The 24,111-nt window shown below is 70.8% G+C and carries 26 protein-coding genes; 7 read left to right on the plus strand and 19 right to left on the minus strand.

What is annotated here, in order from left to right:
* Positions 1–38: 38 nt before the first annotated feature.
* Positions 39–740 (minus strand): DUF8198 family protein, encoded by a 702-nt coding sequence (locus tag ACG00X_RS16690; protein ID WP_394489479.1) that lies wholly within the window; start codon positions 738–740, stop codon positions 39–41.
* Positions 741–775: 35 nt separating this feature from the next.
* Between ACG00X_RS16690 and ACG00X_RS16695 the strand changes: the two genes are divergently transcribed.
* Positions 776–1,675 carry an esterase/lipase family protein gene (locus ACG00X_RS16695; RefSeq protein ID WP_394489481.1) on the plus strand — a complete coding sequence of 300 codons (900 nt, stop codon included), beginning with the start codon at positions 776–778 and terminating at the stop codon, positions 1,673–1,675.
* Here the strand turns inward: ACG00X_RS16695 and hppD are convergent.
* Positions 1,621–2,766 (minus strand): 4-hydroxyphenylpyruvate dioxygenase, encoded by a 1,146-nt coding sequence (hppD, locus tag ACG00X_RS16700; protein WP_394489483.1) that lies wholly within the window; start codon positions 2,764–2,766, stop codon positions 1,621–1,623. The two genes, ACG00X_RS16695 and hppD, sit on opposite strands and share 55 nt — an antisense overlap.
* A gap of 150 nt (positions 2,767–2,916) precedes the next feature.
* Here hppD and ACG00X_RS16705 point away from each other — a divergent pair, with 150 nt between their 5' ends.
* Entirely contained in the window at positions 2,917–3,399 is a 483-nt protein-coding gene (locus ACG00X_RS16705) for an Lrp/AsnC family transcriptional regulator (protein ID WP_394489485.1), read from the plus strand.
* A gap of 108 nt (positions 3,400–3,507) precedes the next feature.
* Here ACG00X_RS16705 and ACG00X_RS16710 read toward each other — a convergent pair whose 3' ends face one another.
* The 5 genes from ACG00X_RS16710 to fusA form a co-directional block, all read right to left on the minus strand.
* The gene (locus ACG00X_RS16710; RefSeq protein WP_394489487.1) at positions 3,508–4,350 is read right to left on the minus strand and encodes an HDOD domain-containing protein; all 843 of its coding nucleotides are present in this window, start codon (positions 4,348–4,350) and stop codon (positions 3,508–3,510) included.
* Between the two features lie 65 nt (positions 4,351–4,415).
* Positions 4,416–4,652, minus strand: coding sequence for a hypothetical protein (locus ACG00X_RS16715; protein WP_394489489.1), 237 nt, complete (start codon positions 4,650–4,652; stop codon positions 4,416–4,418).
* Between the two features lie 69 nt (positions 4,653–4,721).
* Positions 4,722–4,913 carry a hypothetical protein gene (locus ACG00X_RS16720; protein ID WP_394489491.1) on the minus strand — a complete coding sequence of 64 codons (192 nt, stop codon included), beginning with the start codon at positions 4,911–4,913 and terminating at the stop codon, positions 4,722–4,724.
* A 287-nt stretch (positions 4,914–5,200) separates the two neighbouring features.
* Entirely contained in the window at positions 5,201–5,779 is a 579-nt protein-coding gene (locus ACG00X_RS16725) for a hypothetical protein (RefSeq protein WP_394489493.1), read from the minus strand.
* A gap of 67 nt (positions 5,780–5,846) precedes the next feature.
* Positions 5,847–7,907, minus strand: coding sequence for an elongation factor G (fusA, locus tag ACG00X_RS16730; protein ID WP_394489496.1), 2,061 nt, complete (start codon positions 7,905–7,907; stop codon positions 5,847–5,849).
* Positions 7,908–7,979: 72 nt separating this feature from the next.
* Between fusA and ACG00X_RS16735 the strand changes: the two genes are divergently transcribed.
* On the plus strand, positions 7,980–9,401 hold the full coding sequence (locus ACG00X_RS16735) for a M28 family metallopeptidase (protein ID WP_394489498.1): 1,422 nt from the start codon (positions 7,980–7,982) through the stop codon (positions 9,399–9,401).
* 241 nt (positions 9,402–9,642) lie between these two features.
* Here the strand turns inward: ACG00X_RS16735 and ACG00X_RS16740 are convergent, their stop codons facing one another.
* On the minus strand, positions 9,643–10,521 hold the full coding sequence (locus tag ACG00X_RS16740) for a LysR family transcriptional regulator (protein ID WP_394489500.1): 879 nt from the start codon (positions 10,519–10,521) through the stop codon (positions 9,643–9,645).
* A 113-nt stretch (positions 10,522–10,634) separates the two neighbouring features.
* Here ACG00X_RS16740 and ACG00X_RS16745 point away from each other — a divergent pair, with 113 nt between their 5' ends.
* A complete protein-coding gene (locus ACG00X_RS16745; protein WP_394489502.1) occupies positions 10,635–11,507 on the plus strand; it encodes an SDR family oxidoreductase in 873 nt (290 codons plus the stop codon).
* Positions 11,508–11,544: 37 nt separating this feature from the next.
* Here the strand turns inward: ACG00X_RS16745 and ACG00X_RS16750 are convergent, their stop codons facing one another.
* Entirely contained in the window at positions 11,545–12,051 is a 507-nt protein-coding gene (locus tag ACG00X_RS16750; protein ID WP_394489504.1) for a hypothetical protein, read from the minus strand.
* Positions 12,052–12,207: 156 nt separating this feature from the next.
* Here ACG00X_RS16750 and ACG00X_RS16755 point away from each other — a divergent pair, with 156 nt between their 5' ends.
* A complete protein-coding gene (locus ACG00X_RS16755) occupies positions 12,208–14,715 on the plus strand; it encodes an EAL domain-containing protein (RefSeq protein WP_394489506.1) in 2,508 nt (835 codons plus the stop codon).
* A gap of 53 nt (positions 14,716–14,768) precedes the next feature.
* Here the strand turns inward: ACG00X_RS16755 and ACG00X_RS16760 are convergent, their stop codons facing one another.
* The 4 genes from ACG00X_RS16760 to ACG00X_RS16775 form a co-directional block, all read right to left on the minus strand.
* Positions 14,769–15,131 carry a hypothetical protein gene (locus ACG00X_RS16760; RefSeq protein WP_394489508.1) on the minus strand — a complete coding sequence of 121 codons (363 nt, stop codon included), beginning with the start codon at positions 15,129–15,131 and terminating at the stop codon, positions 14,769–14,771.
* Positions 15,132–15,250: 119 nt separating this feature from the next.
* Entirely contained in the window at positions 15,251–16,675 is a 1,425-nt protein-coding gene (locus tag ACG00X_RS16765; protein ID WP_394489510.1) for a CHASE3 domain-containing protein, read from the minus strand.
* Positions 16,676–16,685: 10 nt separating this feature from the next.
* Complete coding sequence (locus ACG00X_RS16770; protein WP_394489512.1) at positions 16,686–17,096, minus strand: response regulator; 411 nt, start codon at positions 17,094–17,096, stop codon at positions 16,686–16,688.
* Between the two features lie 128 nt (positions 17,097–17,224).
* A complete protein-coding gene (locus ACG00X_RS16775; protein ID WP_394489514.1) occupies positions 17,225–17,548 on the minus strand; it encodes a BON domain-containing protein in 324 nt (107 codons plus the stop codon).
* A gap of 198 nt (positions 17,549–17,746) precedes the next feature.
* On the opposite strand from ACG00X_RS16775, the gene ACG00X_RS16780 reads away from it, so the two are divergent.
* On the plus strand, positions 17,747–18,397 hold the full coding sequence (locus ACG00X_RS16780; protein ID WP_394489516.1) for a response regulator: 651 nt from the start codon (positions 17,747–17,749) through the stop codon (positions 18,395–18,397).
* A gap of 81 nt (positions 18,398–18,478) precedes the next feature.
* Here the strand turns inward: ACG00X_RS16780 and ACG00X_RS16785 are convergent, their stop codons facing one another.
* From ACG00X_RS16785 to ACG00X_RS16800, 4 genes are all read right to left on the minus strand, one after another.
* The gene (locus tag ACG00X_RS16785; protein WP_394489518.1) at positions 18,479–18,670 is read right to left on the minus strand and encodes a hypothetical protein; all 192 of its coding nucleotides are present in this window, start codon (positions 18,668–18,670) and stop codon (positions 18,479–18,481) included.
* A 104-nt stretch (positions 18,671–18,774) separates the two neighbouring features.
* Positions 18,775–19,938 carry a GGDEF domain-containing protein gene (locus ACG00X_RS16790; RefSeq protein ID WP_394489520.1) on the minus strand — a complete coding sequence of 388 codons (1,164 nt, stop codon included), beginning with the start codon at positions 19,936–19,938 and terminating at the stop codon, positions 18,775–18,777.
* A gap of 127 nt (positions 19,939–20,065) precedes the next feature.
* Positions 20,066–20,551, minus strand: a complete 486-nt coding sequence (locus ACG00X_RS16795; protein WP_394489522.1) for a CreA family protein — start codon at positions 20,549–20,551, stop codon at positions 20,066–20,068.
* A gap of 9 nt (positions 20,552–20,560) precedes the next feature.
* Positions 20,561–21,682, minus strand: coding sequence for a lactonase family protein (locus ACG00X_RS16800; protein ID WP_394489524.1), 1,122 nt, complete (start codon positions 21,680–21,682; stop codon positions 20,561–20,563).
* Between the two features lie 131 nt (positions 21,683–21,813).
* Here ACG00X_RS16800 and ACG00X_RS16805 point away from each other — a divergent pair, with 131 nt between their 5' ends.
* Positions 21,814–22,068 (plus strand): hypothetical protein, encoded by a 255-nt coding sequence (locus tag ACG00X_RS16805; RefSeq protein ID WP_394489526.1) that lies wholly within the window; start codon positions 21,814–21,816, stop codon positions 22,066–22,068.
* Positions 22,069–22,148: 80 nt separating this feature from the next.
* On the opposite strand, the gene ACG00X_RS16810 is transcribed toward ACG00X_RS16805, so the two are convergent.
* Entirely contained in the window at positions 22,149–22,598 is a 450-nt protein-coding gene (locus tag ACG00X_RS16810; RefSeq protein ID WP_394489528.1) for a hypothetical protein, read from the minus strand.
* 914 nt (positions 22,599–23,512) lie between these two features.
* Positions 23,513–24,109, minus strand: coding sequence for a YdeI/OmpD-associated family protein (locus ACG00X_RS16815; protein WP_394489530.1), 597 nt, complete (start codon positions 24,107–24,109; stop codon positions 23,513–23,515).
* Positions 24,110–24,111: the final 2 nt, after the last annotated feature.

The following is a 24,111-nucleotide window of genomic DNA, read 5'->3' on the forward strand; positions in this document are numbered from 1 at the left end:
GTGAAGCCGAGGATGGTGAGACGTGGCGTTACTTCAAGCTAGGGGAGTTGCCCTAGGGCGGCGGGGTCGCCTCGGAAAAGTCCTGTTGCCAAGCCGTCTTCGCGCTGCTGAACGACGCTCAGAAATTCGCCGGCACCGCGCATGGCGCGGAAGGTATCGAAGCCGCTCTCCAGAAAACCCTGCAGGGCCGCCAGACCTGCGACCTGCGCCGGGCCGCGCATCAGCCGCAGCGACTGGCGCAGCAGCGGCTTGCGCGTGAGGTGGTCCAGCGCGTGGCCGACCGCCAGCGTCAGCTCGATCTGCCGGCGCCGCGCGGCCGGCTCGCCGCAGGCGCACCAGGCGCGCGCATAGGCGGGCCCGTCGAGCGCGGGGGAATCCAGCTGCTCGGCCAGGCGCGTGTCCAGCCGCTCCGACAGCGCATGCAGCTGCGCCAGCTGCGCGACCGTGTCGATGACGTCGTCGGGGAAGAGCCGCGTCAGCGTCGGGATGACGCGGGCGAATTGCGCGTCGCGCTGGCGGTAGTCGCCGGGGCCGTACAGCTCCTGCAGGAAGAAGCGCGTGGCGGCCTCGTAGCGCGGGTTGGCCAGCAGGTCGGCGTAGGTGCGGGCGAAGCGCCGCTGCTGGTAGGCCTTGACGGCCTGCACGCGGGCGTCGAGCGCGGGATCGCCGGCCCGCCGGGCACGCTCGGCGTCGACGGCACGCAGTTCCTGCAGCAGGGATTCGGCACGGCGGGGGTCCATGGGTCGCTGGGATTCTGCCTTCCTACACTGGCGCCATGAATGCGCGATTGCAGAGGATCTGGGTGCTGGTGCGGCTGGCGGTGGCGTTGCTCGTCGGCAGCCGTTTCGGCTGGGGCTGGGGGTTGCTGACGCTGGGCCTGCATGCCGGCGTGCTGGCCTTGGGCTTCGTGCAGTTGCGCTGGGTCAACCGGCCGGCGCCGGGCTGGGGGCAGCTCTTGCGTGCGTGGGCCGGCGAGGTGGTGGCCAGCGAGCTGGCGTTCTCGTGGCGCCAGCCGTGGCGGGAATGGGCGGTGGCCGACCATCTGCCGGCCGGCGCCGGGGCGGGCGTGCTGCTCGTCCATGGTTTTGCGTGCAATCGCGGCCGCTGGAATGGCTGGTTGAAGCGGCTGCGCGCGCAGGGCGTGGCGGTCGTCGCGCCGTCGCTGGAGCCCGCCTTCGGCAGCATCGACGCCTATGCCGACGAGATCGAGGCCGGTGTGCGGCGGCTGCTGGCGCACACGGGTGCCATGCCGGTGCTGTGCGCGCACAGCATGGGCGGGCTGGCGCTGCGCGCCTGGTGGCGCCGCCATGGCGCGGGCCATGCCGCGGCGCCGCGCGTCATCACGCTGGGGTCGCCGCACCAGGGCACGCGCATGGCGGCGCTGGGGCTGGGGGCCAATGCGCGGCAGATGCGCCGGGGCAGTGACTGGCTGGCGGCGCTGCCGGGCCTGGACGATGTGGATGCCTTCTGGACGCCGTGCGACCAGGTCGTCAACCCCGCCGAGACGGCCATCCTGCCCGGCTCGCGGCCCCACCGCGTGGACGCCGTGGGCCACATGGGCCTGGTTCAATCGGACGAGGCCTGGGCCTGCCTGCAGCAGGCGCTCCAGGCCTCGGGCCGTCAGACGGCCTTGGCCGGCGCGGCCTCGTCCTTGAGCACGCCACGGCGGATCTGATCGAGCTCGATGCTCTCGAACAGCGCCTTGAAGTTGCCTTCGCCGAAGCCCTCGTTGCCCTTGCGCTGGATGAGCTCGAAGAAGATCGGGCCGATGACTTCCTTCGTGAAGATCTGCAGCAACAGCTCCTTCTCGGCGCCCAGGTGCGCGGCGCCGTCGATGAGGATGCGCAGTCGCTTCAGCTCGGCCACGTTCTCGCCGTGGCCGGGCAGGCGCTTGTCGATCAGGTCGAAATAGGTGTCGATGGTGTCCTGGAAGGCCACGCCCGTGCCCTTCATGCCCGCGACGGACTGGTAGATATCCGTCGTGCCCAGCGCCACGTGCTGGATGCCCTCGCCGTGGTACAGGGCCAGGTACTCGGCGATCTGGCTCTTGTCGTCGGAGCTCTCGTTGATCGGGATGCGGATCTTGCCGCAGGGGCTGGTCATGGCCTTGCTCTTCAGGCCGGTCAGCTTGCCCTCGATGTCGAAATAGCGCACCTCGCGGAAGTTGAAGAAGCGCTCGTAGAACTCCGACCACTCCTTCATGCGGCCGCGGAAGACGTTGTGCGTCAGGTGGTCGATCTCCGTCAGCCCGTGGCCGGCGGGGTTGGGGTCCACCGGGCGGCCCTGCGCGTCCAGCAGCGGCACGAAGTCGACGTCGTAGATGGAGATGTTGCCGATGGCGCCGGCCTTGGCGCCGCCCTTGCCCTGCCAGCGGTCCACGAAGTAGATCAGCGAGTCGCCGATGCCCTTGATGGCCGGGATGTTCAGCTCCATCGGGCCGGCCTTGTTGTCGAAGCCCCAGGCGCCCAGCTCCAGCGCGCGCCGGTAGGCATGCGCGGCGTCCTGCACGCGGAACGCGATGGCGCAGATCGATGGGCCGTGCAGCCGAGCGAAGCGCTGCGCGAAGGAGTCGGTCTCCGCGTTGATGATGAAGTTCACGCCGCCCTGGCGGTACAGCGTCACGGCCTTGTGGCGGTGGCGGGCCACGGCGGTGAAGCCCATGGTCTCGAACAGCCGGCCCAACGCGGCCGGGTCGGGCGCGGCGAACTCGATGAACTCGAAACCGTCGGTGCCCATCGGGTTGTCCCAGGGGGTGAACTTGGCCATGTCTGATGCCTGATCTGTGCGATGAAGCTCAAAATTCTGCGGCGCTTGCTCCGCAGAATTCATGCAAAAACTGGCGCCACGCTTTGATGTTGCGCAAGAAACATGCGGGAGGCGGCGCGGTGGCGCCGGGGTGGCTGCACAATTTCCCGTATGGACACCGCTCTTGAGCTCGACGCCATCGACCGCCGCATCCTGCGCGCGCTGCAACTCGACGGGCGCCTCACCTACGACGCGCTGGCTGCCGACGCCGGGCTGTCATCGTCGGCCGTGTTGCGGCGGGTGCGGCGGCTGGAGGAGGCCGGCGTCATCGCCAGCTATGTCGCCCTCGTGCCGCCGGAGCGCGTTGGCCTGGGCCTCACGGCCTACATCAACGTCCGGCTGGAAAAGCAGACCGAGAGCCCGCTGCGCAACCCGCGCGATCTGTTCCGCGCTGCGGTGCAGACCTGGCCCGAGGTGGTGGAGTGCGCCGCGCTGACCGGCGAGATGGACTATCTGCTGCGCGTGCTGGTGCAGGACATGCAGCACTACGCCCGCTTCATCAGCGACACGCTGCTGATGCACCCCAGCGTGCAGGACTGCAAGACCAGCTTCGTGCTGGAGCGGCTCAAGAACACGACAGCCGTCCCGGTATGAACTGACCCGCAGCGCCGTCACCCTTCCAGCGGCTCCCGCCGATCCGGCTCTGCCGGGCGGCTGGGAGCGCTCCCTTGCGGGGGCGGCCGTCAGGCCGTAGGAGGTGGGTCAATCAAACTCGTGCAGCAGCTTGAGCGTGTGCTCGGGGCTGAGGTTGAGCAGCTCGGCGATGTCGTGCAGATCGCCCGGCACGCCTGCGTCGTCCCAGCCCCGGGCCGTGTGCCGTGCCAGTCGAACAGCGAGGTAGACGCAGCGCACCTGCGGGTCGTGGGCGTGGCGGTCATCGGTGATGCGCGTCAGCAGCTCGGGCAGATGCCAGCGCTTCATCAAGGCCTGTTCGAGGTCGGCCAATTCGATGCCCAGCACCTGGCGCTGGGCGGCGGCGCTGCGCAGCGCGCGGTCGGCGTCCTGGTCCGCCGCGATCTGCAGCGCCAGGGCGGGCGCGTGCACCCACAGCAGCATTTCGGCGAAGTCGTGCAGCAGCGCCGCGCTGTGGATGACGGCGGCGTCGGGGTCGGCCCGGTGGGCGGCGAAGCCGAGCGCATAACGTGATGCACGCTCGGCGCGCTGCATGACGCGCGACAGCCCCAGCAGCGCGGCCTCGTGGTCGGCCAGCGCCTGCTCCAGCGTGGGCTGCGGGCCGAAGGCGCGGAAGAACGGCGTGATGCCCATCAGCACGAGCGCTGCCGTGACCGTCTCCGGGTAGGCCTGCAAGCCTTCGCTGCGGCTGCGCCGCAGCTCGCTGGCCGTGGCCAGCACCTTGAGCGTCATCAGCGGGTCGGCGGCAATCATCTCGCCCAGGCCGTTCGCGTCGACGTCATCCTCGGTCGCGCGCATCTGCTCCAGCAGCTCGGCCGTTTCCGTCAGCACCGGGATCTCGGCGCGCGCGAACCGGTCCACCCAAGCCTCCAGGCTGGAAAGCGGTGCGGTCAGGCGCAGGCGGTCGGACATGCGCTGATCCTAGGCCTGTGCGGGGCCGCCTGCTTGTCGAAGGCGGCCCGCGTTTGCCGGTCAGTTCACAGTTTGGGGACGCCCTCCAGCGTGGCGGTCAGCTCGCCGTCCGCGTAGAGCGCGCCTTCCGGGGCGCCGGCCTCGGCGTAGAACTCCAGCTGGGGGTGCGCGCGGCGGCGCCGGTAGGCGGGCGAGAACACCAGCCGGAGGGCGCGGGCGGCGCGCTTGATGCGCTTCCAGCGCAAGGCCCAGGCGGCGTGGGTCTCGGCGGGATCGGGTCCGCGCAGGTCGATCAATCTCATGAGGGTCTCCTTGGGCGCCGGGCCGGCCCTCATGACATGGATCAGAGGGCGGGCGCCGGCGCGGGCGTGTCAGGGGCTGTCGTCGGGGAAGCGGTCGCGCAGCAGTCGTCGCAGTTCCAGGCGGGCTTGCTGGCGCAGCGCGTGGGCGTCTTTGGCGTCCTGGTGTCGCCCGGCCTGGCGTTTGAGGGCCGGCAAGACGACCGGGTTGCGCGGCTTGCGGGTGGTCAGGCGCATCGGGCGCGGGGAGGTGAACTGGGGCATGGCAGGGTTCCGGCTGGGGCCGCGCGAGGGCGGCGGGCAATGCAGCGGCTCGACCCGGTGGGGCCTGGCGTTTGCGCGAAAGGGGGGGGCTGCCCGGGGCCTGCGCTCGAGGCAGGCGGGCCAGGCGGTCAGAGGCTGATGGGGTGCGGCGTCGCCGCGACGCTCGAGGACTTCAGCGGCACGGCTTGCGCAAATGATAAACAAACGTTGATCTTGCGCAAGCGGCTTTTATCCAACATCCCTAACTCACGGGGCGCGTGCCGTCCAATGACGGGCGCGAACAACGATCAGCGTTTTTTCGACTTCAGCGGCGCGATGCCGGACTGCAGCTTGCGCCACTCGTCCAGCTCGGCCTGCCCACTGGGCGCCTTGGCCTTGGGTGGTGGCGGCGGGGCTGGCTCGGGGGTCAGCACCTCGCCCAGCAGGTCCAGCAGCCGCGTGCGGGCGCGCTGCGGGTGGCGCCGGTAGTAGGTCAGCACGAGGCCGACGATGAAGCGCTCGTCGTCGTCCTGCGGGGTGCTGGGGGAAGGCTCTGTGGCTGCAGGGGCGGCGGGCGCGAAGGCCGCCGCCATCGTGGTGACCGCAGGGGCGGCCGCAGCGGCGCCGTGCGCCAGGTCCATCCAGCCCGGCTGCTTCTGGCAGAGCTGCTCGAACTGGCGGGCGAGGCGTTCGCCGATCTGGCGCGAGCGGCCCTTGATCTGGCTCCAGTAGCTGGGCTGGATCTGCAGGTGTTCGGCAAAGCGCCGCTCCAGGCCGCGCAGCGTGGCGGCATCGGGGTGTTTGACGGTGGCGCTGACGAACTCTTCGAACAGCCGCATCGCGTTGTCCAATCGGATCTGCGCGACGTCGCGGGGGGCGGCAGGCATGGGGCGCAATGATAAATGAGCGTTCACCAGCGTCCGCTGGCCTGGCATCGGCGCCGGGCCCGGCGGGTCAATCGCCTTCGTCGCCGGCCTGGTAGGCCCCGACGAGTGCAGCCTGCGTGTGCGGCGGCACCGCCTCGTAGTGCGACAACAGCAGCGTGTAGCGGCCCTGGCCGGCGGTCATCGCGTTCAGGCGCGTCTGGTAGTTCGCCAGTTCGGCCAGCGGCGCCAGCCCCTGTACGATGAGGCTGCCCGGCACGGCGGTGCGCGTGCCGTTGACCTGGCCGCGGCGTGAGGCCAGGTCGCCGGTGATGTCGCCGATGCTGTGTTCCGGCGCGGTGACCTCGACCTGCACGATGGGCTCCAGCACCAGCGGTTGCGCCTCGCGCACGGCCGCCATTAGCGCGCGGCGCCCGGCGGTGACGAAAGCGATTTCCTTGCTGTCGACCGAATGGTGCTTGCCGTCGTAAACGGTCACGCGCAGATCCACGACGGGGAAGCCGGCGATGACGCCGCTGGCCAGTGCCGAGCGCACGCCTTTCTCGACGGCCGGCATGTACTGGCCCGGGATGACGCCGCCCTTGACCGCGTCGACGAACTCGAAGCCCGCCCCGCGTGCCAGCGGCTCCACCCGCAGGTAGACCTCGCCGAACTGGCCCGCGCCGCCGCTTTGCTTCTTGTGGCGGTGGTGGCCGTCGGCCGCAGCGGCGATGGTCTCGCGGTAGGCGATGCGGGGCGGCTCGGTGGCGACCTCGCCCTTGTAGAGCTCGCGCACGCGCTCCAGCAGCAGTCGCAGGTGCAACTCACCCAGCCCGTAGACCAGGGTCTGGTGTGTCTCTCCCGCCTGCTCGATGCGCAGGCAGGGGTCTTCGTCGACCAGCCGGGCCAGCACTTCCCACAGCTTCTGCTCGTCGCCGCGCCGTGCCGGGCTGATCGCGAGGCCGTGCACCGGCGTCGGGAAGTCCAGCGGCCGCAGGAAGATGTGCTCGTCCTCCTGCGCGTCGTGCAGCACGGCGTCGAAAGCGATGTCGTCGACCTTGGCGATGGCGCACAGCTCGCCGGGCAAGGCTTCGTCCACCTCCACGTGCCGCCCGCCCTGCAGCATGAACAGGTGGCCCACGCGGATGGGCTTGCGCGCATGGCCGACGAACAGCTGGCCGCCCCGGGCGACGCGGCCCTGGTGCACGCGCAGCACGCCCATCTTGCCCAGATAGGGGTCGGCCACGACCTTGAACACATGCGCCAACACATGGGCGGCCGGGTCGGGCGTAGCGGGGTAGGGCTGCGGCTCGCCGCCCTTGCCTTGCAGGAACGGCGGCGGGTTGCCCTCGGCCGGGTTGGGCATCAGCGTGCGAATGGCGGCCAGCAGCTCGCCCACGCCGGCTCCGGTGCGCGCCGAGCAGAAGCACACCGGGATCAGGTGGCCCTCGCGCAGCGCCTGCTCCAGCGGCGCATGCAGCTCCTTCGGGTCGATGTCGCCTTCGGTCAGGTAGCGGTCGACGAAGCCGGCGTCCACCTCCACCACCTGCTCCACCAGCGCGCGGTGCGCATCGGCCACGGAGGAAAAATCGGGCGGGATCGCCGGGTCGCCCGTTGCCGCGAAGAAGCAGTCGGCCACGCGCTGGCCGCCGCCCGCGGGCAGGTTCAGCGGCAGGCATGCCTTGCCGAACACGTCGCGGATCTGCGCCAGCAGCGCCGGCAGGTCGAGCTCGGGCGCGTCGATCTTGTTGACGACGATGAGCCGCGCCAGGCCGCGTTCGCCGGCGGCCGTCAGCAGGCGCTGCGCCATCAGCTCGATGCCGTGTTGCGCGTTGAGCACGACGACGGCCGTGTCGGCGGCTTCCAGCGCCGGCAGCGCCTGGCCGATGAAGTCGGGCGCGCCGGGCGTGTCGATGGCGTGCACGCGAATGCCGTCGTGCGTGAAGTGAGCGAGGCTGGACTGCAGCGAATGTCCCAGGCGTTTTTCCAGCGGGTCGTGGTCGGACACCGTGTTGCCGCGCTCGATGCTGCCGGCCTGCGCCAGCACGCCGGCATGGGCCAGCAGCGCGTCCAGCAGCAGCGTCTTGCCGGCCGCCGCCGGGCCTACCAGCGCCACCGTGCGGATGGCGCTCACTCGTGAATCCAAGGTCATCGGACTCTCCTCGTGCAGGGACCGGCCAGCGTAGAAGAAGCCGGCCCGCGCAGCAAGGGCAGAATCTTCCGCATGCAGACCCGACCCCGCGCGCTCGCCCTCACCCTGTCCATCGTCCTGGCCGCCGCGTCCGCGCAGGCCCAGACGCCCGCACCGGCGGATGCGCTGCAGGCCATGCTGGCCGAGGTCAGTGCCGCGCGCATCGAGGCGCGCATCCGCCGGCTGGTCAGCTTCGGCACGCGGCACACGCTGTCGGACATCGCGTCCGACACGCGCGGCATCGGCGCGGCGCGGCGCTGGATCACCGCCGAGCTGCAGGCCTGCGCCAAGGCGCCCGGCAGCCGCTTGAAGGTGGAGGAGCAGAGCTTCATCGAGCCCGCCGGCAACCGCGTGAACCAGCCCACCGAACTGGTCAACATCGTCGCGACGCTGCCCGGGCGTGGCGCGAGCCAGGGGCGCACGCTGGTGGTCAGCGGCCACTACGACTCGCGCAACAGCGAGGTCATGGACGCGCTGGGCGAGGCGCCCGGCGCCAATGACGACGCCTCCGGCACGGCGGCCGTCATGGAGCTGGCCTGCGTGATGGCGACGCGCCACTTCGACGCGACACTGGTGTTCATGGCCGTGCCGGGCGAGGAGCAGGGCCTGCTGGGCGCGGCGCAATGGGCGCGCGACGCGCGGGCGCAGGGCGTCAACGTCGAGGCCATGATCACCAACGACATCGTCGGCAGCTCGCGCGGCGATGCGGGCCAGCGGGACGCGCGGCGCATGCGCCTGTTCGCCGACGGGCTGGACCCGCTGGTGCGCCTGCTGAGCCAAGCGCAGGCCAACCGGCCGGCGACGGCGGCCGACCAGAAGGCCCACGCCGCCATGCAGGCCGAGTTGCTGCCGCTGCTGCAGGCCGGTGCCAACGAAGACCTGCCCACGGCCCAGCTCGGCCGCCACCTGAAGGCAGCCGCCGAGGCGGCAATGCCGGGCTTCACGGTGCAGCTGATCCAGCGCCGCGACCGCTACCTGCGTGGCGGCGACCACCTGCCGTTCCTGGAGCGAGGCTATGCCGCCGTGCGCTTCACGGAGCCGTTCGAGAACTTCGCGCACCAGCACCAAAACCCCCGGACGGAGAACGGCGTCGTCTACGGCGACCTGCCCGAGTTCGTGGACTTTCCGTACGTGGCCGATGTGGCGCGCGTGAACCTGGCCGGCCTGGCCACGCTGGCCTGGGCGCCGGCGCCGGTGAAGGGCGTGCGGCTGGACGCCAGCGGCCTGACCAACGACTCCACGCTCGAATGGACTGCCAGCGACGACCCCGAGGTGGCCGGCTACCGCATCGTCTGGCGTGACACCGACGCCGCCACCTGGCAGCAGGCCCGCGATGTGGGCCGCGTGAACCGCGTGACGCTGCCGGTCAGCAAGGACAACGTCATCTTTGGCGTGCAGGCCGTGTCGCGCAAGGGCTACGCCAGCCTCGCCAGCTACCCGCTGCCGAAGCGTTAGCCCGGATATTTCGCGAGGCCGGCCCGCGCCGACCTGCAACACCGATGAACACGGCGATCTCGCCGTTCAAGGTGATATCCACTTTGGCTTCACGGGCCTACGCGGGCTTGCGCAGCGCCAGGCTTGTGGCCTGCACCTCAAGGCCTCGCCAATGCCTACGGGCATTGGCTGCGGCCGTCTCGGCGCATCCCCCGGCGCCTGGCATCCACGCAATTCCCGCGTACCTCGCGAGATATCCGGGCTACCCTGGCAGCGTCAGCGTGCCGTCCGGGTAGCGCGACGCCATGAAGTCGACGAAGGCCTTGACCTTGGGGCTGGCCAGGCGGCGCGAGGTGTGCAGCACCCACAGCTCAACGGCCGGGCCGTCGATCGCGCCCCACTGCACGAGCTCGCCGCGCGCCAGCTGCGCGCCGACGATGGAGCGCGGCACGCGGGCGATACCGGCACCGGCCAGCGCCGCGTCGCGCAGCATCAGCATCGACGACAGCCGCAGCACCGGCACGGGCTCGATCGTCGGCCCGCCGTCGGCGAGCTGCCAGGTTTCGCCGTCGCGCCAGCCGTTGACCACCGCGTCCACGCGCACCGGGCCGTCACCCGGCTCGGGCCGGGCCACCGTGGGCGCCGCCACCACCACCAGCCGGTCCGTCGCGAAGCAGCGGCCCACCAGCGCCGAGTCGGGCCGCGGGTTCGGGCGCAGCGCCACGTCGAACTGCTCGTCCACCAGGTCCGCCAGCCGGTCTTCGGCCACGACGTCCAGCGTCACTGCCGGGTAGAGGCGCCGGAAGTCGGCCGCCAGCCTGCCCATGGCCAGCTGCGCGAACAGCACCGGGGCGGCCACCCGCAAGCGCCCCGCCACCTGGTCGCTGCCTTCGCGCGCGGCGGTGAGGGCGTCGCCCACCTCCTGCAGCGGCCCTTCGGTGCGCTCCTGCAGCCGCTGCCCGGCCTCCGTCAGCTCCAGCCCCTTGCTGCCGCGCTCGATGAGCCGCACCCCCAGTTGCTCCTCCAGCTCGGCCACGCGGCGCGACAGCGTCGCCTTGGAGCGCCGGCTCGCGCGGCTGGCCCGGCCAAAGCCGCCGTGCGTGGCCACCAGGTTGAAGTCCGCCAGTGCGTTCAGATCCATGTGTCTTGTGGTTGAGACAGTTTGTCTTGATTTTGGCGGCTGTGTTTATGGATTGCAACGGCATATCGTTCGTTCCGTTCCTTCCCAAACACTTCCACACACGGAGTCTTCACATGAGCATCCTCGTCATCGGCGCCACCGGCACCATCGGTTCCCTCGTCGTCCAAGGTCTGGCCCGCCAGGGCGCAGACGTCACCGCGCTGGTCCGCCGGACCGGCACGCAGTCCCTGCCCGCAGGCGTCAAGGGGGTCGTCGGCGACCTGAGCGACGTCGCCTCCATGCGCCAGGCGCTGCACGGCGTGCGCACGCTGTTCCTGCTGAATGCGCTGGCGGCCGACGAGCTGACGCAGTCGCTGCAGGCGCTGAACCTGGCCCGCGAGGCCGGCATCGAGCGCATCGTCTACCTGTCGGTCATCCACGCCGACCGCTACACCGACGTGCCGCACTTCGCCGGCAAGCACACGGTGGAGCGCATGATCGAGTCGCTGGCGCTGCCGGTCACGGTGCTGCGCCCGGCCTACTTCATGCAGAACGACATCGCCATCCAGCCCGTCATCGAGGGCTACGGCGTGTTCCCCATGCCCATCGGCGCGCCTGGCTGCGCGATGGTGGATGCGCGCGACATTGCCGACATCGCGGTCGCCGAGCTGCTGCGCCGCGACCGCGCACCGAGCCCGCTGCCGCGGCTGACGCTGGAGATCGTCGGCCCGGAGGTGCTCAACGGCCCGGCGGCTGCGGCGGTGTGGAGCGAGGTGCTGGGCCGCCCCATCGCCTATGCCGGTGACGACGTGCAGGCCTTCGAGGCCCAGCTCGCGCAGAACGCGCCGGGCTGGCTGGCCTACGACCTGCGCCTGATGATGGCCCGCATCCAGCAGCTGGGCCAGATCGGCGCCGACGGGGCCGTACAAAAGCTCGAGCAGTTGCTCGGCCGGCCGCTGCGCCGCTACCAGGACTTCGTCGCCGAGCGCGTGCGTGCAGCGGCCTGACCGCTGAAGCCGTCGCCGCGCCGGCGGGTGTCAACCGTCAGTCGCGGCGGCCGGGGCCGTGGTCGCGATCCCGATCCCGGTCGCGGCCTCGATCCCGATCCGGGCCGCGGTGGTCGTGACGGTCGTCGCGGCCGCGGTCGTCCCAGTGGTGATCGTGGCGGTCGTCGCGGTATCCCGGCGGGCCGCGGTCGGGCTCACGGCGCACGACGACGTTCTTGCGATACCAGCCGTCCTCGACGAAGTACACCGGCGCACCGCAGGCCCGGTAGCGGTTGCAGTTGTGGCGCCAGTCGCGGCGATGCTCGGGCGGCACCCACAGGTAGACGGGTTCGCGGTAGACCGGCTGGCCGATGATGACCGGCTGCGGCGCCACCACCACGGGCTGCGGGTATTGGCCAATGTCGATGCGGCCGTAGACGCCGGGTTGGCTGAAGCCGATGGACACGCCGATGTCGGCGGCCTGGGCCGGCAGCGCGGCCAGGCCGGCCAGGGCCAGTGCGGCGGGGGCCGCCCAGCGGGCGAGTCGGTGGCGTTGCTGGTTCATGAGGAACTCCTTGGTGCTTGGTGCTTGCCGGTATTGAACGCGATGGCGGCCGCTGGGTTGTCATCGGCGCTGTAACAAACCGCAGATGGGGTGTCGTCCTACAAGACGGGCCGAGGGCGCACCTCAAGCTGCCGCCTTCCCAGCCTGGAGCCTGCGATGAGCGACCCCCAGCCTGCGGCCGCCGTCGAGCAGGCCCTGGCCCTGAATGCGCGTTTTCTGGAGCGTTGCAGCCGCCTCGCGGGTGTGGGCGCGTGGGAGTGGCAGGCCGGCACCGGCTCGCTGGTGTTGTCCGACTCCGCCTGCGAGCTGCTGGACCTGCCCGCCGATCGCGTGCCCACGCTGGGCGCGCTGCTCGACCGCTTCGGGCCCGACGGTGCCGCCATGCTGGACGCGGCGCTGCACCGCGCCGATTCCGAGGGGCGCGGCTGGGACGTGGAGCTGCGCTGCGAGACGACGCAGGGCGAGCGCGTGCTGCGCGTCGTCGGCGGGCCCGATGACGACGGCGAGGTGCGCCGCATCGGCGTGGTCATGCAGGACGTCACCGAGCCCGCCGGCGTGCGCGCCGAGCTGGAACGTGCGCTGGAGCGGCTGGACCTCGCCACCCATGGCGGCGGCATCGGCGTGTGGGAGCTGGATTTGCAGGCCTCGCGCCACGGTGCGCTGACCTGGGACGACGCGATGTGGCGGCTGCATGGCGAGGCACCGCATGGCCAGCGCATCACGCCGGTCGGCTGGCGGCGGCGCCTGCATCCGCAGGACCGCCGGGCGGCGCTGCAGGCGCTGGGTATTGCGCTCAGCCGCCGGCCGCAGCTGGAGGGCGAATGGCGCGTGCGCTGGCCCGACGGCAGTGTCCACGTGTTGCGAGGTTCGGGCCGCTTGCTGCGCGACGGCAGCGGCCGGCCGCTGCGCCTGTCGGGCGTGTGCTGGGATGTCAGCGAGGAACGCCGGCTGCAGCAGAAGCTCGAAGAGCAGCACGAGTTGCTGGAGGTCACGCTGCAGTCCATCGCCGATGCGGTGCTCACGACGGATGCGCAGGGCTGCGTCACGTGGCTCAACCCCGTGGCGCAGCGCCTCACGGGCTGGACGGCCGAGGCCGCGCACGGCCAGCCGGCCTGCCAGGTTTTCCAGGCGCGGCGCGAGGACGAGGCCGAGCCGCTACCCGACCCGGTGCTGCAATGCCTGGCCAGCGGCCAGCCCACGCAGCTGCCGTCCGGCGCCGTGCTGGTGTCGCGCGACGGCGAGACGCGTGCCGTGGACGACAGCGTCGCGCCCATCCGCGGGCGTGATGGCGAGGTGGTCGGCGCGGTGCTGGTGTTCCGTGATGTCACGCAGCAGCGCCGCCAGTTCGACGAGATCCGCTGGCGCGCCAGCCATGATGTGCTGACCGGCCTGGCCAACCGCTCGGAGCTGGGCCAGCGCCTGGCGCGCACGCTGGAGCGTGCCAAGCGCGAGGGCAGCCACCATGCCTTGCTGGCGATCGACCTCGACCGCTTCAAGCTCGTCAACGACCATTGCGGCCACGCAGCCGGCGACGAGGTGCTGCGCGAGGTGGCGCGGCGGCTGGAGGCCGGCGTGCGCGGGCGCGACACCGTGGCGCGCCTGGGGGGCGACGAGTTCGCCGCCATCCTGGAGAACTGCTCGCTGGAAGAGGCGCAGCACGTGGCGCAGAAGCTGTGCGACTCGCTGGACCAATACCGCTACACCGAGGGCGACCAGACCTTCCGCATCGGCGCCAGCGTCGGCGTCACGCCGCTGGACGGCCGCTGGCCCGACACCGCCAGCGTGCTGCGCGAGGCCGATGCCTGCTGCATGATCGCCAAGGAGCTGGGCCGCAACCGCGTGCAGGTGTGGGCGCCGGACGATGCCGCGCTGCGCGCGCACCAGAGCGAGCACCGCTGGGCCACGCGGCTGCAGCAGGCGCTGGACGAAGGCCGCTTCGAGCTGGACCTGCAGCGCGTGCTGCCGGCACAGGGCGCCGCAGACGACGGCCGGCTGCGGGGCGAGCTGCTGCTGCGCCTGCGTGAGCGCGACGGCAACCGCGTGCCGCCCACGGCCTTCATGCCGGCCGCCGAGCGCTTTCACATCGCGCCGCGCATCGACCGCTGGGTGTTGCGCCAGGCGGTGACCATGTTGCAGCGCGAGGGCCTGCCCGAGATCGCGTCGCTGTCGGTCAACCTGTCGGCGCTGACGCTGCAGGACGCCGCCTTCCACCAGGAAGCGCGGGCGCTGCTGCTGGAGCTGGGCACCCAACGTGCGCGGGCGCTGTGCCTGGAGATCACGGAGACGGCCGTCATCACGCGGCTCGCCGATGCGGCCCGCTTCGTCACGCAGATGCGGGCGCTGGGTGCGCGCATCGCGCTGGACGACTTCGGCGCCGGCGCGTCTTCCTACGGCTACCTCAAGGCGCTGCCGGTGGACGTGCTGAAGATCGACGGCCAGTTCGTGCGTTCGCTGATGACCGATCCGCTGGACCAGGTGGCGGTGCGCAGCTTTGTCGACGTGGCGCAGACGCTGGGCCTGGCGACGGTGGCGGAATGCGTGGAGACGCCCGAGGTGCTGCAGGAGCTGGTGCGCCTGGGTGTGGGTGAGGTGCAGGGCTTTTTGCTGCACCGGCCCGAGCCGGTGGACTGCCTGCTGACCGCCGAGGACGGCCAGCCCGCGTGAGGCGGGGCGGGCCGGTGCGGCCCGCGCTTGGCGTCAGTGGCGATCAGTGCCGATCAGTGGCGCGCTGGCGAGGCGGCCTCGGCGCTGATGGCCGCCACGCCGCCGGCCATCAGCGTGTGCGTGGGGCGGGGCGGTGTGTCGCGCCCATCGGCCACGGCGCGCAGCGACACCTGCAGGCCGTTGGCGAACTGATCCTGCCAGCTCTTGAGCGCCTCGGTCGGGCGGCGTTGCGCGGTGCCGGCGGGGGCGTCGAAGGCGTGGCCGTCATGCAGCGCGGCAAGCCCGAGGCAGGCGCTCAGCGCGCCCACGGCCATCAACGCCGCGGCGATCTGCGGGCCACGGTGGCCGTGCACGGGGAAGGGGTGGGGCCGTTGGGCGTGCCAGCCTTCGGCGTGCAGGAATTTGCGGAACGGCATGGGATGCTCCTGGCGACTGATGTCGGTCTTGCGCCGGGCATGGCGCGTTGCGTTGGCATCAGTGTCGCGAGGGGCCGCCGCGCGCGGTGTCGGTGCCGGGGGCGGCAGCGCGTAGGACGTCAGGACAGCGACGCGGCGGCAGGCGGTTCGCTGTCCGCCGCCGGCAGCTCGCTGGGCACCGTCTCGGGTTCGGGCCGCAGCGGCAGGCGGGCCAGCACCAGCGTGCCGCGGCCAGGCGCCGACAGCAGCTGCAGCGTGCCGCCCAGGCTCTCGATGCGGTAGCGCATGCCCAGCAAGCCGTGGTGGCCGGAGCCGACGGCGTCGGGGTCGAAGCCCTGGCCGTCGTCGCGGATGTGCAGCTGCAGCCAGCCCTCCGCTTCGCCCAGCGTCACCCGTACCTGCTTGGCCTTGGCGTGGCGCATGACGTTGGTCAGCGCCTCCTGCACCAGGCGATACAGCGCGAGCCGGTCGCCTTCGTCGGTGGGGCTGTCGGTCAGCTCCAGGCTCAGCTGCAGGCCGGAGCGCTGCGCGAACTCCTGCGTCAGGATTTCCAGCGCCGGGATGAGGCCGAGGTTGGACAGCGCCGAGGGGCGCAGGTCTTCGATGATGCGGCGCTTCAGCGCGATGCCCTGGTCCAGCAGCGCGCTCATGTGCTTGAGGCGTTCGTCGATGTCGGGCGCCGTCTTGGTCATGCGCCGGATGCGGGCGACGTCCAGCTTGGCGGCCGTCAGCAGCGCGCCGAGCTCGTCGTGCAGCTCGCGCGCCAGGTGGGCGCGCTCGTCCTCGCGCACGGTCTGCAGGTGGCGGGCCAGCTCGGTCAGCTCGGCCGTGCGGCGGGCCACTTCGCGGTCGAGCCGGTCGCGCTCCTGCGCGAGTTCGTCGGCATGCTGGCGGCGCGCGTTGTGCAGCGCCTCGTTGCGGCGCAGGAAGATGGCCAGGCCGAACAGGCTCAGCAGCGTGAGGCCGTGCACGCCCAGCCGCCCGTAGGTCAGCGAGCGGTGGACGGCGTCGCGCTCGCGGGCGATCTCGGCGAGCTCATGGCGGTCGAGTTCGCTGACGGCGTCGCGCACCGCCTGCATCTTTTCGCGGCCGATGTCGGACTCCACCAGCCCTTGCCACGCCGGCGTGTTGCCCTCGCGGTAGAGCTTGACGACGAGTTGCAGCTCCGACAGCTTTTCATTGGCGCGCCGGCTGGCGTCGGCGACGAGCGTGGTCCAGGTCGAGTTCGCGTACTGGCTCTGCAGGCGTTGCAGCACATGGGGCAGTTCGCGCTCCGCGAGCAGCACGGGCGCGAGATAGTCCTCGCGGCCCGTCAGCAGAAAACCGCGCTGGGCGGTCTCGGCGGTGGTCAGCAGTTCGCGCAGGCGCAGGCCGTCGTCGCGGGCGAGGTAGCGTGCCTGCGACTGCGTCAGTGCCTGCTCGGCGCCCCAGAACGATGCTTCGCTGACGCCCATGACGGCCGCAGCGGCCAGCGCCGCGCCCAGCACGGCGATGCCCCGGTTGCGCGAGGCGCCGACGAGCCAGGGATCGAGATGACGCAGCACCGTGCGACGCTCAGAGGACGGGGGAGGTAGAGCCAGTGGAGTCGCCATCGGCAAGCTCGGCGCAGTAGGAGATGAGGTCGTCGAGTTCGCGACTCTTGTCGAACACCCGCTCGGCGCCCAGGCTTTCGCAGCGGCGACGCATCTCGTCGGTGGCGTAGTTGGTCAGCACGACACGGCGCGCGCGCACGCCGAGCTTCTGCGCGGCCTGCAGCACGCCCAGGCCGGTGCCGGAGCGAAGAAAGACGTCGACGATGAACAGGTCGGCGCCGGCGTCGGGGCCGCGGCTCATCCAGCGCACGGCGCCGGCTTCGTCGGCGACCGACCCCACCACCTCCACCTGCGCCAGCTCCTCGAGGGTGGCGACCAGGTTTTCGAGGATCACCGGGCTGTCTTCGACGATGAAGGCTTTAAGTGCTGGCATGGCCCGGGAGGAAGCGGTGTGACGGGGAGACGTGTTGGGGTCAAGTATGAACCGCTTCGGTATCACGTCGGCAGCATGAGCAACGCGTCGCGTTGTAGGACAAGTCCTAGACGCGACGCGCTCGCTCATCACGGACGGACGGCGATGTCGTTGCGCACGGCCACGACGCCGGAGGTCTCGCGGGCCAGCTTCTCGGCCATCTGCTTCTCGTCGGTGCTCTTCGCGAAGCCCGACAGCTGGACCGTGCCCTTCAGCGTCTCGACGCTGATGGACATGGCGCTGACCGTCGGGTCGGCGGCGAACTTGGCCTTGACGCGCGTCGTCAGCGCGGCGTCGTCGACATAGGCGCCGACGGTCTCTTGCTTGCGGGTGACGGCGCAGCCGCTGGTGACGCCCAGCGTGGCAACGAGGGCGGCAGACAGGGCCAGGGTCAGGACAGATTTGTTCAGCATGTGGGGCTCCATGAGTTGATTCGGTGGCGGCCCTTCGGCCGTGTCCAAACTATCCCGCCCGCCGGACCTCGGCGGGATAGTCCCGCAGCGGGGGCGCCTGTCGGACACGGCTGTCATCTTTGTAGGACGCCGGCCTAGGCGCGCGCGCTGGCGCCGCTGCTACGCTGAAGCCCTACTTTCCAACCGCAGGTACTTCCCATGATCCGCATCGGCATCGTTGACGACCACGCCATCGTGCGCACCGGGCTGCGCCAGTTCCTGTCCGACCACGTCGACCTGCGCGTCACCGGCGAAGGCAGCAGTGGCCACGAGGCGCTGGACATGGCCCGCAAGGGCGAGGTCGATGTGCTGCTGCTCGACATCTCCATGCCCGACCAGAGCGGCGTCGATGCGCTCGCCGCCATCAAGGCGCGCTTCCCCGAACTGCCCGTGCTCATCCTCAGCGGCTTCCCCGAGGCCCACTACGCCACCACGCTGCTGCGCCAGGGCGCCAGCGGCTACCTGAACAAGGAGTGCGACCCCGAGGAGATCGCCAACGCCATCCGGCTGGTGTCGCGCGGGCGCCGCTACATCAGCCCGGCCGTGGCCGAGCAGCTGGCCGACAGCGTCGTGGGCGGCACCGGCGGCGCCACCGCGCCCGACAAGCCGCTGCACGAGGCGCTGTCGGAGCGCGAGTTCCAGGTCTTCCTGCGCCTGGCGCAGGGCGAGACCGTCGGCCACATCGCCGAAGCGCTGTTCCTGAGCGTGAAGACCGTCAGCACCTACCGCACCCGCGTGCTCGAGAAGCTCAAGCTGCAGACCAACAGCGACCTGACCTATTACGCGCTGAAGAACGGCCTCATTCAGTGACCCTTGCCCCGTGTCGGGGCAGATGGCCAAACGATGGCCAAAAAAGGAACGGGCCCCGCGGGGCCCGTTGTCATTGGCGCGTCAACCGCGCAGGTGGCCGGCGTGATCCGCCCCCGCGTCGGCCAGCATCCAGGGCTGGGCCGATTCGTAGCCGAGCATCGGGTCCGGCGCGGCCGGGGTGGCGGCCGACCACCAACTGGTCAGCGCCGACAGCAGCGATCGTTGCGAGGAGCCGTCCGTCGTCGGCAGCGGGGAGAGGTTGTGATCGGCCATGGTGCCTCCAGTGGATGTCGAGGAGAGCATCGCTGGCGTCACGCGCAATCTGCATCGGTCGGGAGCGCTCCGGCCTGTCGGAGAGCGCTGACAGCGTGGCGCCGTCAGTCGGCCACGCCGGGCTCGGCCATCAGCCGGCCCTTGCCCGCGCGCTGCGCCTCGTAGAGCGCGGTGCCGGCGCGGCGCTCCAGGTCGGGCAGGCCGCGGTCGCCGGGGCGCAGCCGCGCCCAGCCCGCGCTGAACGACAGCTGGATGCCCAGTTCCGCCGGGGCCCGCTCGGCCAGCGTCTTGCGCAGCCGCTCGTCCAGCGCCAGCGGCCCGGCCGGCAGGCAGCGCGCCATCAGCACCCCCACCTGTTCGCCCGCCAGCCGGCCGGCCACGTCGCCCAGGCGCATCTGGCCCTGCACGCAGCTCGCGAACAGCGCCAGTGCGCGCTCGGCCTGGTCCATGCCGTGCTCCGATTGCAGCGTGTCGAAGTCGTCCAGCGCCAGCACGATGAGGGCCAGCGGCTCGTCGAAGCGGCGGGCCATGCCGATGAATTCCACCGACCGCGCGGTGAAGGCGCTGCGGTCGATGAGGCCGGTGAGGCCGTCGGTCTGCGCGAGCCGCGCCAGCTCGGCCTCGGTCTGGCCGCGCCAGGCCAGCAGCAGCATGGGCAGTGCGAGCAGCAGGGCGAGCTGGCCGGCCAGCGCCAGCAGCAGGTCGGCGCGCGGCATGGGCCCGCCCGGATCGAGCAGCGCCGCGGCCGCGTGATAGAGCATGGCCACCAGCAGCGGCATCACGGCGGCCAGGCCCAGCAGGCGCCAGCGCCGGCTGTTTAGCCCCTGCAGCACGCTGCTGCGGCCGGGCGACGTCAGCGCCACGCCCAGCCAGCCGAGCTGCGCCGCCAGTACCAGGTCGGCCAGCATCTGCGCCTGTGCGCGGTCGGGCCACAGCAGCGCATGCCCCACGCCCAGCGCCACCGGCACGCCGGCCATGATCCAGCGCCCCGCGCGCGGCGTCAGCCACAGCCCCAGCGCCCACCAGATCGCCGACAGCGCCAGGCCCACCAGCGCCGTGCCCAGGCTGTGCACGCCCGCAGGCAGCTCGAAGCGCTCCGCCACGGTCGGGCTGATCAGCGCCAGCCCCAGGCCCAGCGCCAGCATGCCCACCTGGGCCCAGCGGCCGCCGGCATTGGCGCCGCGCCAGCCCACCAGCGTGATGAGCACCAGCGCCGCCGCCAATGCCTGCATGGGCATCAGCGCGAGCAGGGCGTCGGTGAAGGTCATGCGTGTGGCCCCAGGTTGGCGGGCCGTGCCGGAGCCGGCCCGTGCTGGCGACGTGGCGGTCGGTCGAGCCGGCAGACATCGCCGCCCCCAGCGGAGGCCGGCCAAGGTCGTCCTGGGACGAGGGGCTTCATTTCTTGACCGGGATGGGCGTCTCGCGGCCGACCGGCACGGCGGTGACGCTGTTCTTGGGCGAGCCGTCGATCAGGCGGTCCGAGTAGGTCAGGTAGACCAGCGTGTTGCGCTGCACGTCCACCATGCGCACGATGCGCAGCTTCTTGAACACCAGCGAGATGCGCTCGTTGAAGACTTCCTCCTGCCGGGGCAGCGGCTGCGCGATCGCGATCGGGCCGACCTGCCGGCAGGCGATGGACGCCTCGGCCTTGTCTTCCGCGAGCCCGACGGCGCCCGAGATGCCACCCGTCTTGGCCCGCGACACATAGCAGGCCACGCCCGGCACCTTGGGGTCGTCGTAGACGTCGACGACGATCTTGTGGTCGGGCCCGATGAGCTTGAAGGCGGTGTCCACGGACCCGATGGGTTCTGCGCGGGCGAGCGCCGTGGCGGCGAGCAGGGCCCAGGGGGCCAAGAGAGCGAGGGGGGCGGCTGGCTTCATCGGGCCAGTCTAAAGCGCACAGGCCCCCGCCGGCGAGGGCACCGCCGTCTGACGGCCGGTGTAGCGCGGCGCCTCGGGCCGGTTGAGGTTGAAGTGCGTGAGCTGGTCGCTGCGCTGGTTGCACAAATACAGGTGTGTGCCGGCCAGGCCCGCGCTGCGCGGGTAGCTGCCGCGCACCCAGTGGTGGTCAAGCAATCGCGGGCGGCGGGGCTGGGCCAGCGACAGCACGGCCAGGCTGTCGTGCAGCCGGTTCAGCGCATACAGGTGCCGCCCGCCCGGCGCCAGCAGCAGGTCCGACGCATAGCTCGTGCCCACGAAACCCGCCGGCAGCACGCTCGCCTCGTTGAGCAGCTGCGGCCCGTCGGCCGTCAGCAAAACGGTGGACAGCGTCGACGATTCCTCCTGCAGCACGTAAACGAGGCTGGCATCGGCCGGGTGGAAGACGAAATGGCGCGGGCCGGAGCCGGGGCTCAGCGCCAGCTCGTGCGCGGCGGGGCCCGGCGTGAAGCCGGCCAGCGGCCAGACGAGCAGGCGGTCGCGGCCCAGGTCGGTGCCGAGCAGCCAGCGCTCGTCCGGGCTGGTGCGCAGCATGTGGGCGTGCGGTGCGTCGTGCCCGCTGTCGGCCAGGCTGCCCGGTGGCGCCATCGCCGCGTGGCGCGGGCCGGGGGCGCAGGCCTCACCCGCGCAGCTGGGCCAGCTGTCGGCCGAGGCCAGCCGGCCGTCTGCCTGCACCGTGAGCGCCGCGAAGCGGGCATCGGCGTAATGAGCCACCCACAGGCGGCCGGCGCCCAGGCTCAGGTGCGCCGGGCTGCGGCCGCCGCTGGCCTCGCGCTGCAGCAGCGTCAGCCGGCCTTCGGCGTGGGCGTAGACGCTGACCTGATGGGCGCCTTCCTCGGCGGCATACAGGCGCTGCGCGGCGGTGTCGGCCAGCAGCCAGCTCGGGCTGCCGCCATTGGCCGTGACACCGAGCGGCCGCAGCGACCCGTCGGCACCGATGGTGAAGCTGTAGATCCCCTGGCCGGCAGGCGCGTAGGTGCCGACGTGGAGGTAACGGTGTGGTGAGGTGGCAAGAGCGGGGATCACGTGCAGGGCAGGCAGCAGCAGAAGGGCGTGGCGGCGTTGGAGCTTCACGGCTCCTATCTTGCCCTGTCGTGGCGCGGGTCGATCAGCGGAGGTGGATCGTCAGGGGGCTGTGTGGTGAGCGGTGGCTGTCGGTCATGAGCGGTCGGTCGCAAAGGGCAGCTTTCAGTTAGGCTGGCTTCATGTTCAAGTTGACCTCTTCTGAACGGGAGACCCTGGCTGGCCCACTGGTTGTCGGCTGCGTTCTCGGCGCATTCGTCGGGTTTGCCAGTTGGGGCTTTGACAGCGAATACGAGCAACTCGGCCATCTGCGCATGCTGCTCAACGCCTTGACCGCGTTCCTTGTGTCTCTTGTGATCGTGAACGTCCCTTTTGGAGTACTGCCAATCGCCGCCTTGCGACGGCAACGGCGAAAGGGATCAGATGACCTCGAATGAGGTACAGCTGGCTGGGTGCTGCCAGGAGCTGCTATCGTGAGTGTCTGGTGTAGGGCACTCTAGTGGAGCCCTGGAGCCATTTACTGTTTGGTCAGGGCGCTATCAATGTCAGCCAACTTTTCGCACTCTGACAAACGCGTCGCTTCGTCGCTCTCGGCAGCGCTGCGCCAACACCGCGCCGCGGCCGGATTGGCTATCAAACCGTACCATCCCCATTTGAACGAGTCTGCAAGCCATCGCATGGCGGTCGGCTGCCCATTCCGCGCCGATTTCACGAGCCATTTCAGAGTTTGCGCGTGACGCTCAGATGCTGAGAACTTGATGCCCAGGTCGCCATTGCCGGCGAGTAAGAGGGCGACTCCCTCCTGAACTTCACGGTCGCCACCCTCGGCCAACGGAAGCCACAGCCAATACGCCTCAGAATAACGCCCAGAGTTGGCGGCATCGGCGCCAAGCTGCTTAGGGCTTTCGGCCGAGCTGGAGTTTGCGAGCAAACAGAATACCGTCACTAAAGCAATCTTCCGACCCATTGCTGCTCCCATGGCTGGGCGAGCATATTAAGCGCGGCCTGCCCCGGGGCCGACGAGTCGAAGGTCGATGCACGCGCTCATGGGAATGACCGTTTCGGGGCGCTTAATTCGCGGAGACGGAGGACCGCAATGGGTCGGAAGCTGGCATCGCATGCCCACGTCGAGAACCCCAGCGTCCAGGCACCGTAGCGTTGGGGTTCATTTCGCTGACGCCATGTGCCTACGCGCTGGCGATGGAGGGCGTTGCTGGCAGTTGCTATCCGCGTGAGTCCCAGCCGGGATTTCGTCCCGGCGGCCGACCTACTTTCTTGCGCGCGCAAGAAAGTAGGCAAAGAAAGCGCCCCTGTTCCGTAGCCCCTTCGCTGCGCGAAGGGGTCCCCTGCGATGCTCGAAGCCCAGGGCCGCGCCGAACTCACTTCGCTACGCTGCGTTCAAACAGGCGGCGCGAAGTCAGAGCTTGAGGCTCGCTGCGCTCGCGCCCTGGGCTCCTGTGCTTCTCGGCTCCTCCAAAGGGGAACCCCGGAACAGCCAACAGCCAAACCCGGAAGCCGGCTGCCGCGAGGTATTCGTCTTGCCCCCTTTAGCACCGCCGAGCAGCGCAAGAGCTTGAGGGCGCGAGCGCAGCTCGCTTCGACTTCTGACTCCGCGCAACTGTTTGAGCAGAGCGTAGCGGCGCGAGTTTTGCGCGGGCCCTCAAGCTCTGAGCAGCGCAGGGAACCCGCAGCTTTGCTGCGGGCGGTGCGGTCGGGGGGAGCTCTTTGCCTACTTTCTGGCGGTCTGAACAGCGGTCCAGAAAGTAGGTCGCCCGCCGGGGCGAACTCCCGGCGCGATGCAACGGGTCAAGCCAATCGTCGCCAAGACATCCCCGACCGTCATGCGCGCGCAGGGGGCGTCCGGTTGGGGCAGGCCGACGCTCAGCAACTTTCGTACTTCCAGTGGCGCGATTTGCCCTCGGCCAGCCATTCGACGGCCTGGGCGATGCGCTTGGCGCGGGTGTCCTCGCGCTTGGCTTCCAGCACCCATTCCAGGTAGTCGCGCTGCTTGCCGGGCGGGAACGCGTGGTAGTGCTGCTGCGCGGCGCTCACCTGCGCGAGCGCGGCGGCGAAGTCGTCCGGCATGTCTAGCTTGGCGCGAGGTTGCCGGCCCGGCTTCTGGGCGCGGGGTGCGCCGGCCAGCAGCAGCGCGCTGGCCGCCTGGATCTGCCGGCGAAGTTCCGCGCGGCTGGGCAGGTCGGCCAGCGTCTCGATGCGGCCGAAGTCGCCCATCGCGCCGGCCTGGCTCTCGTTGCCACCTTCGCGCTGCCAGAAGCCGAAGGCGCAGTGGGCCTTGAAGGCCGACATGCCGCACAGCAGCTTGCCGTCGAGCAGGAAGTGCGGCCGGTTCCACTTGATGGTCTCCACCACGCCGGGGCAGGCGGCGTGCACGTCCTCGCGAAGGCGCGCCAGGATGGGCTGTGCGAACGCCGGTGCGTTGGCGAGGTAGGCATCGATGCGGGTATCGAGCGTGGGCATGA

The sequence above is a fragment of the Pelomonas nitida genome (assembly GCF_043555975.1).
In the GTDB taxonomy this organism is placed as follows: Bacteria; Pseudomonadota; Gammaproteobacteria; order Burkholderiales; family Burkholderiaceae_C; genus Pelomonas; species Pelomonas nitida.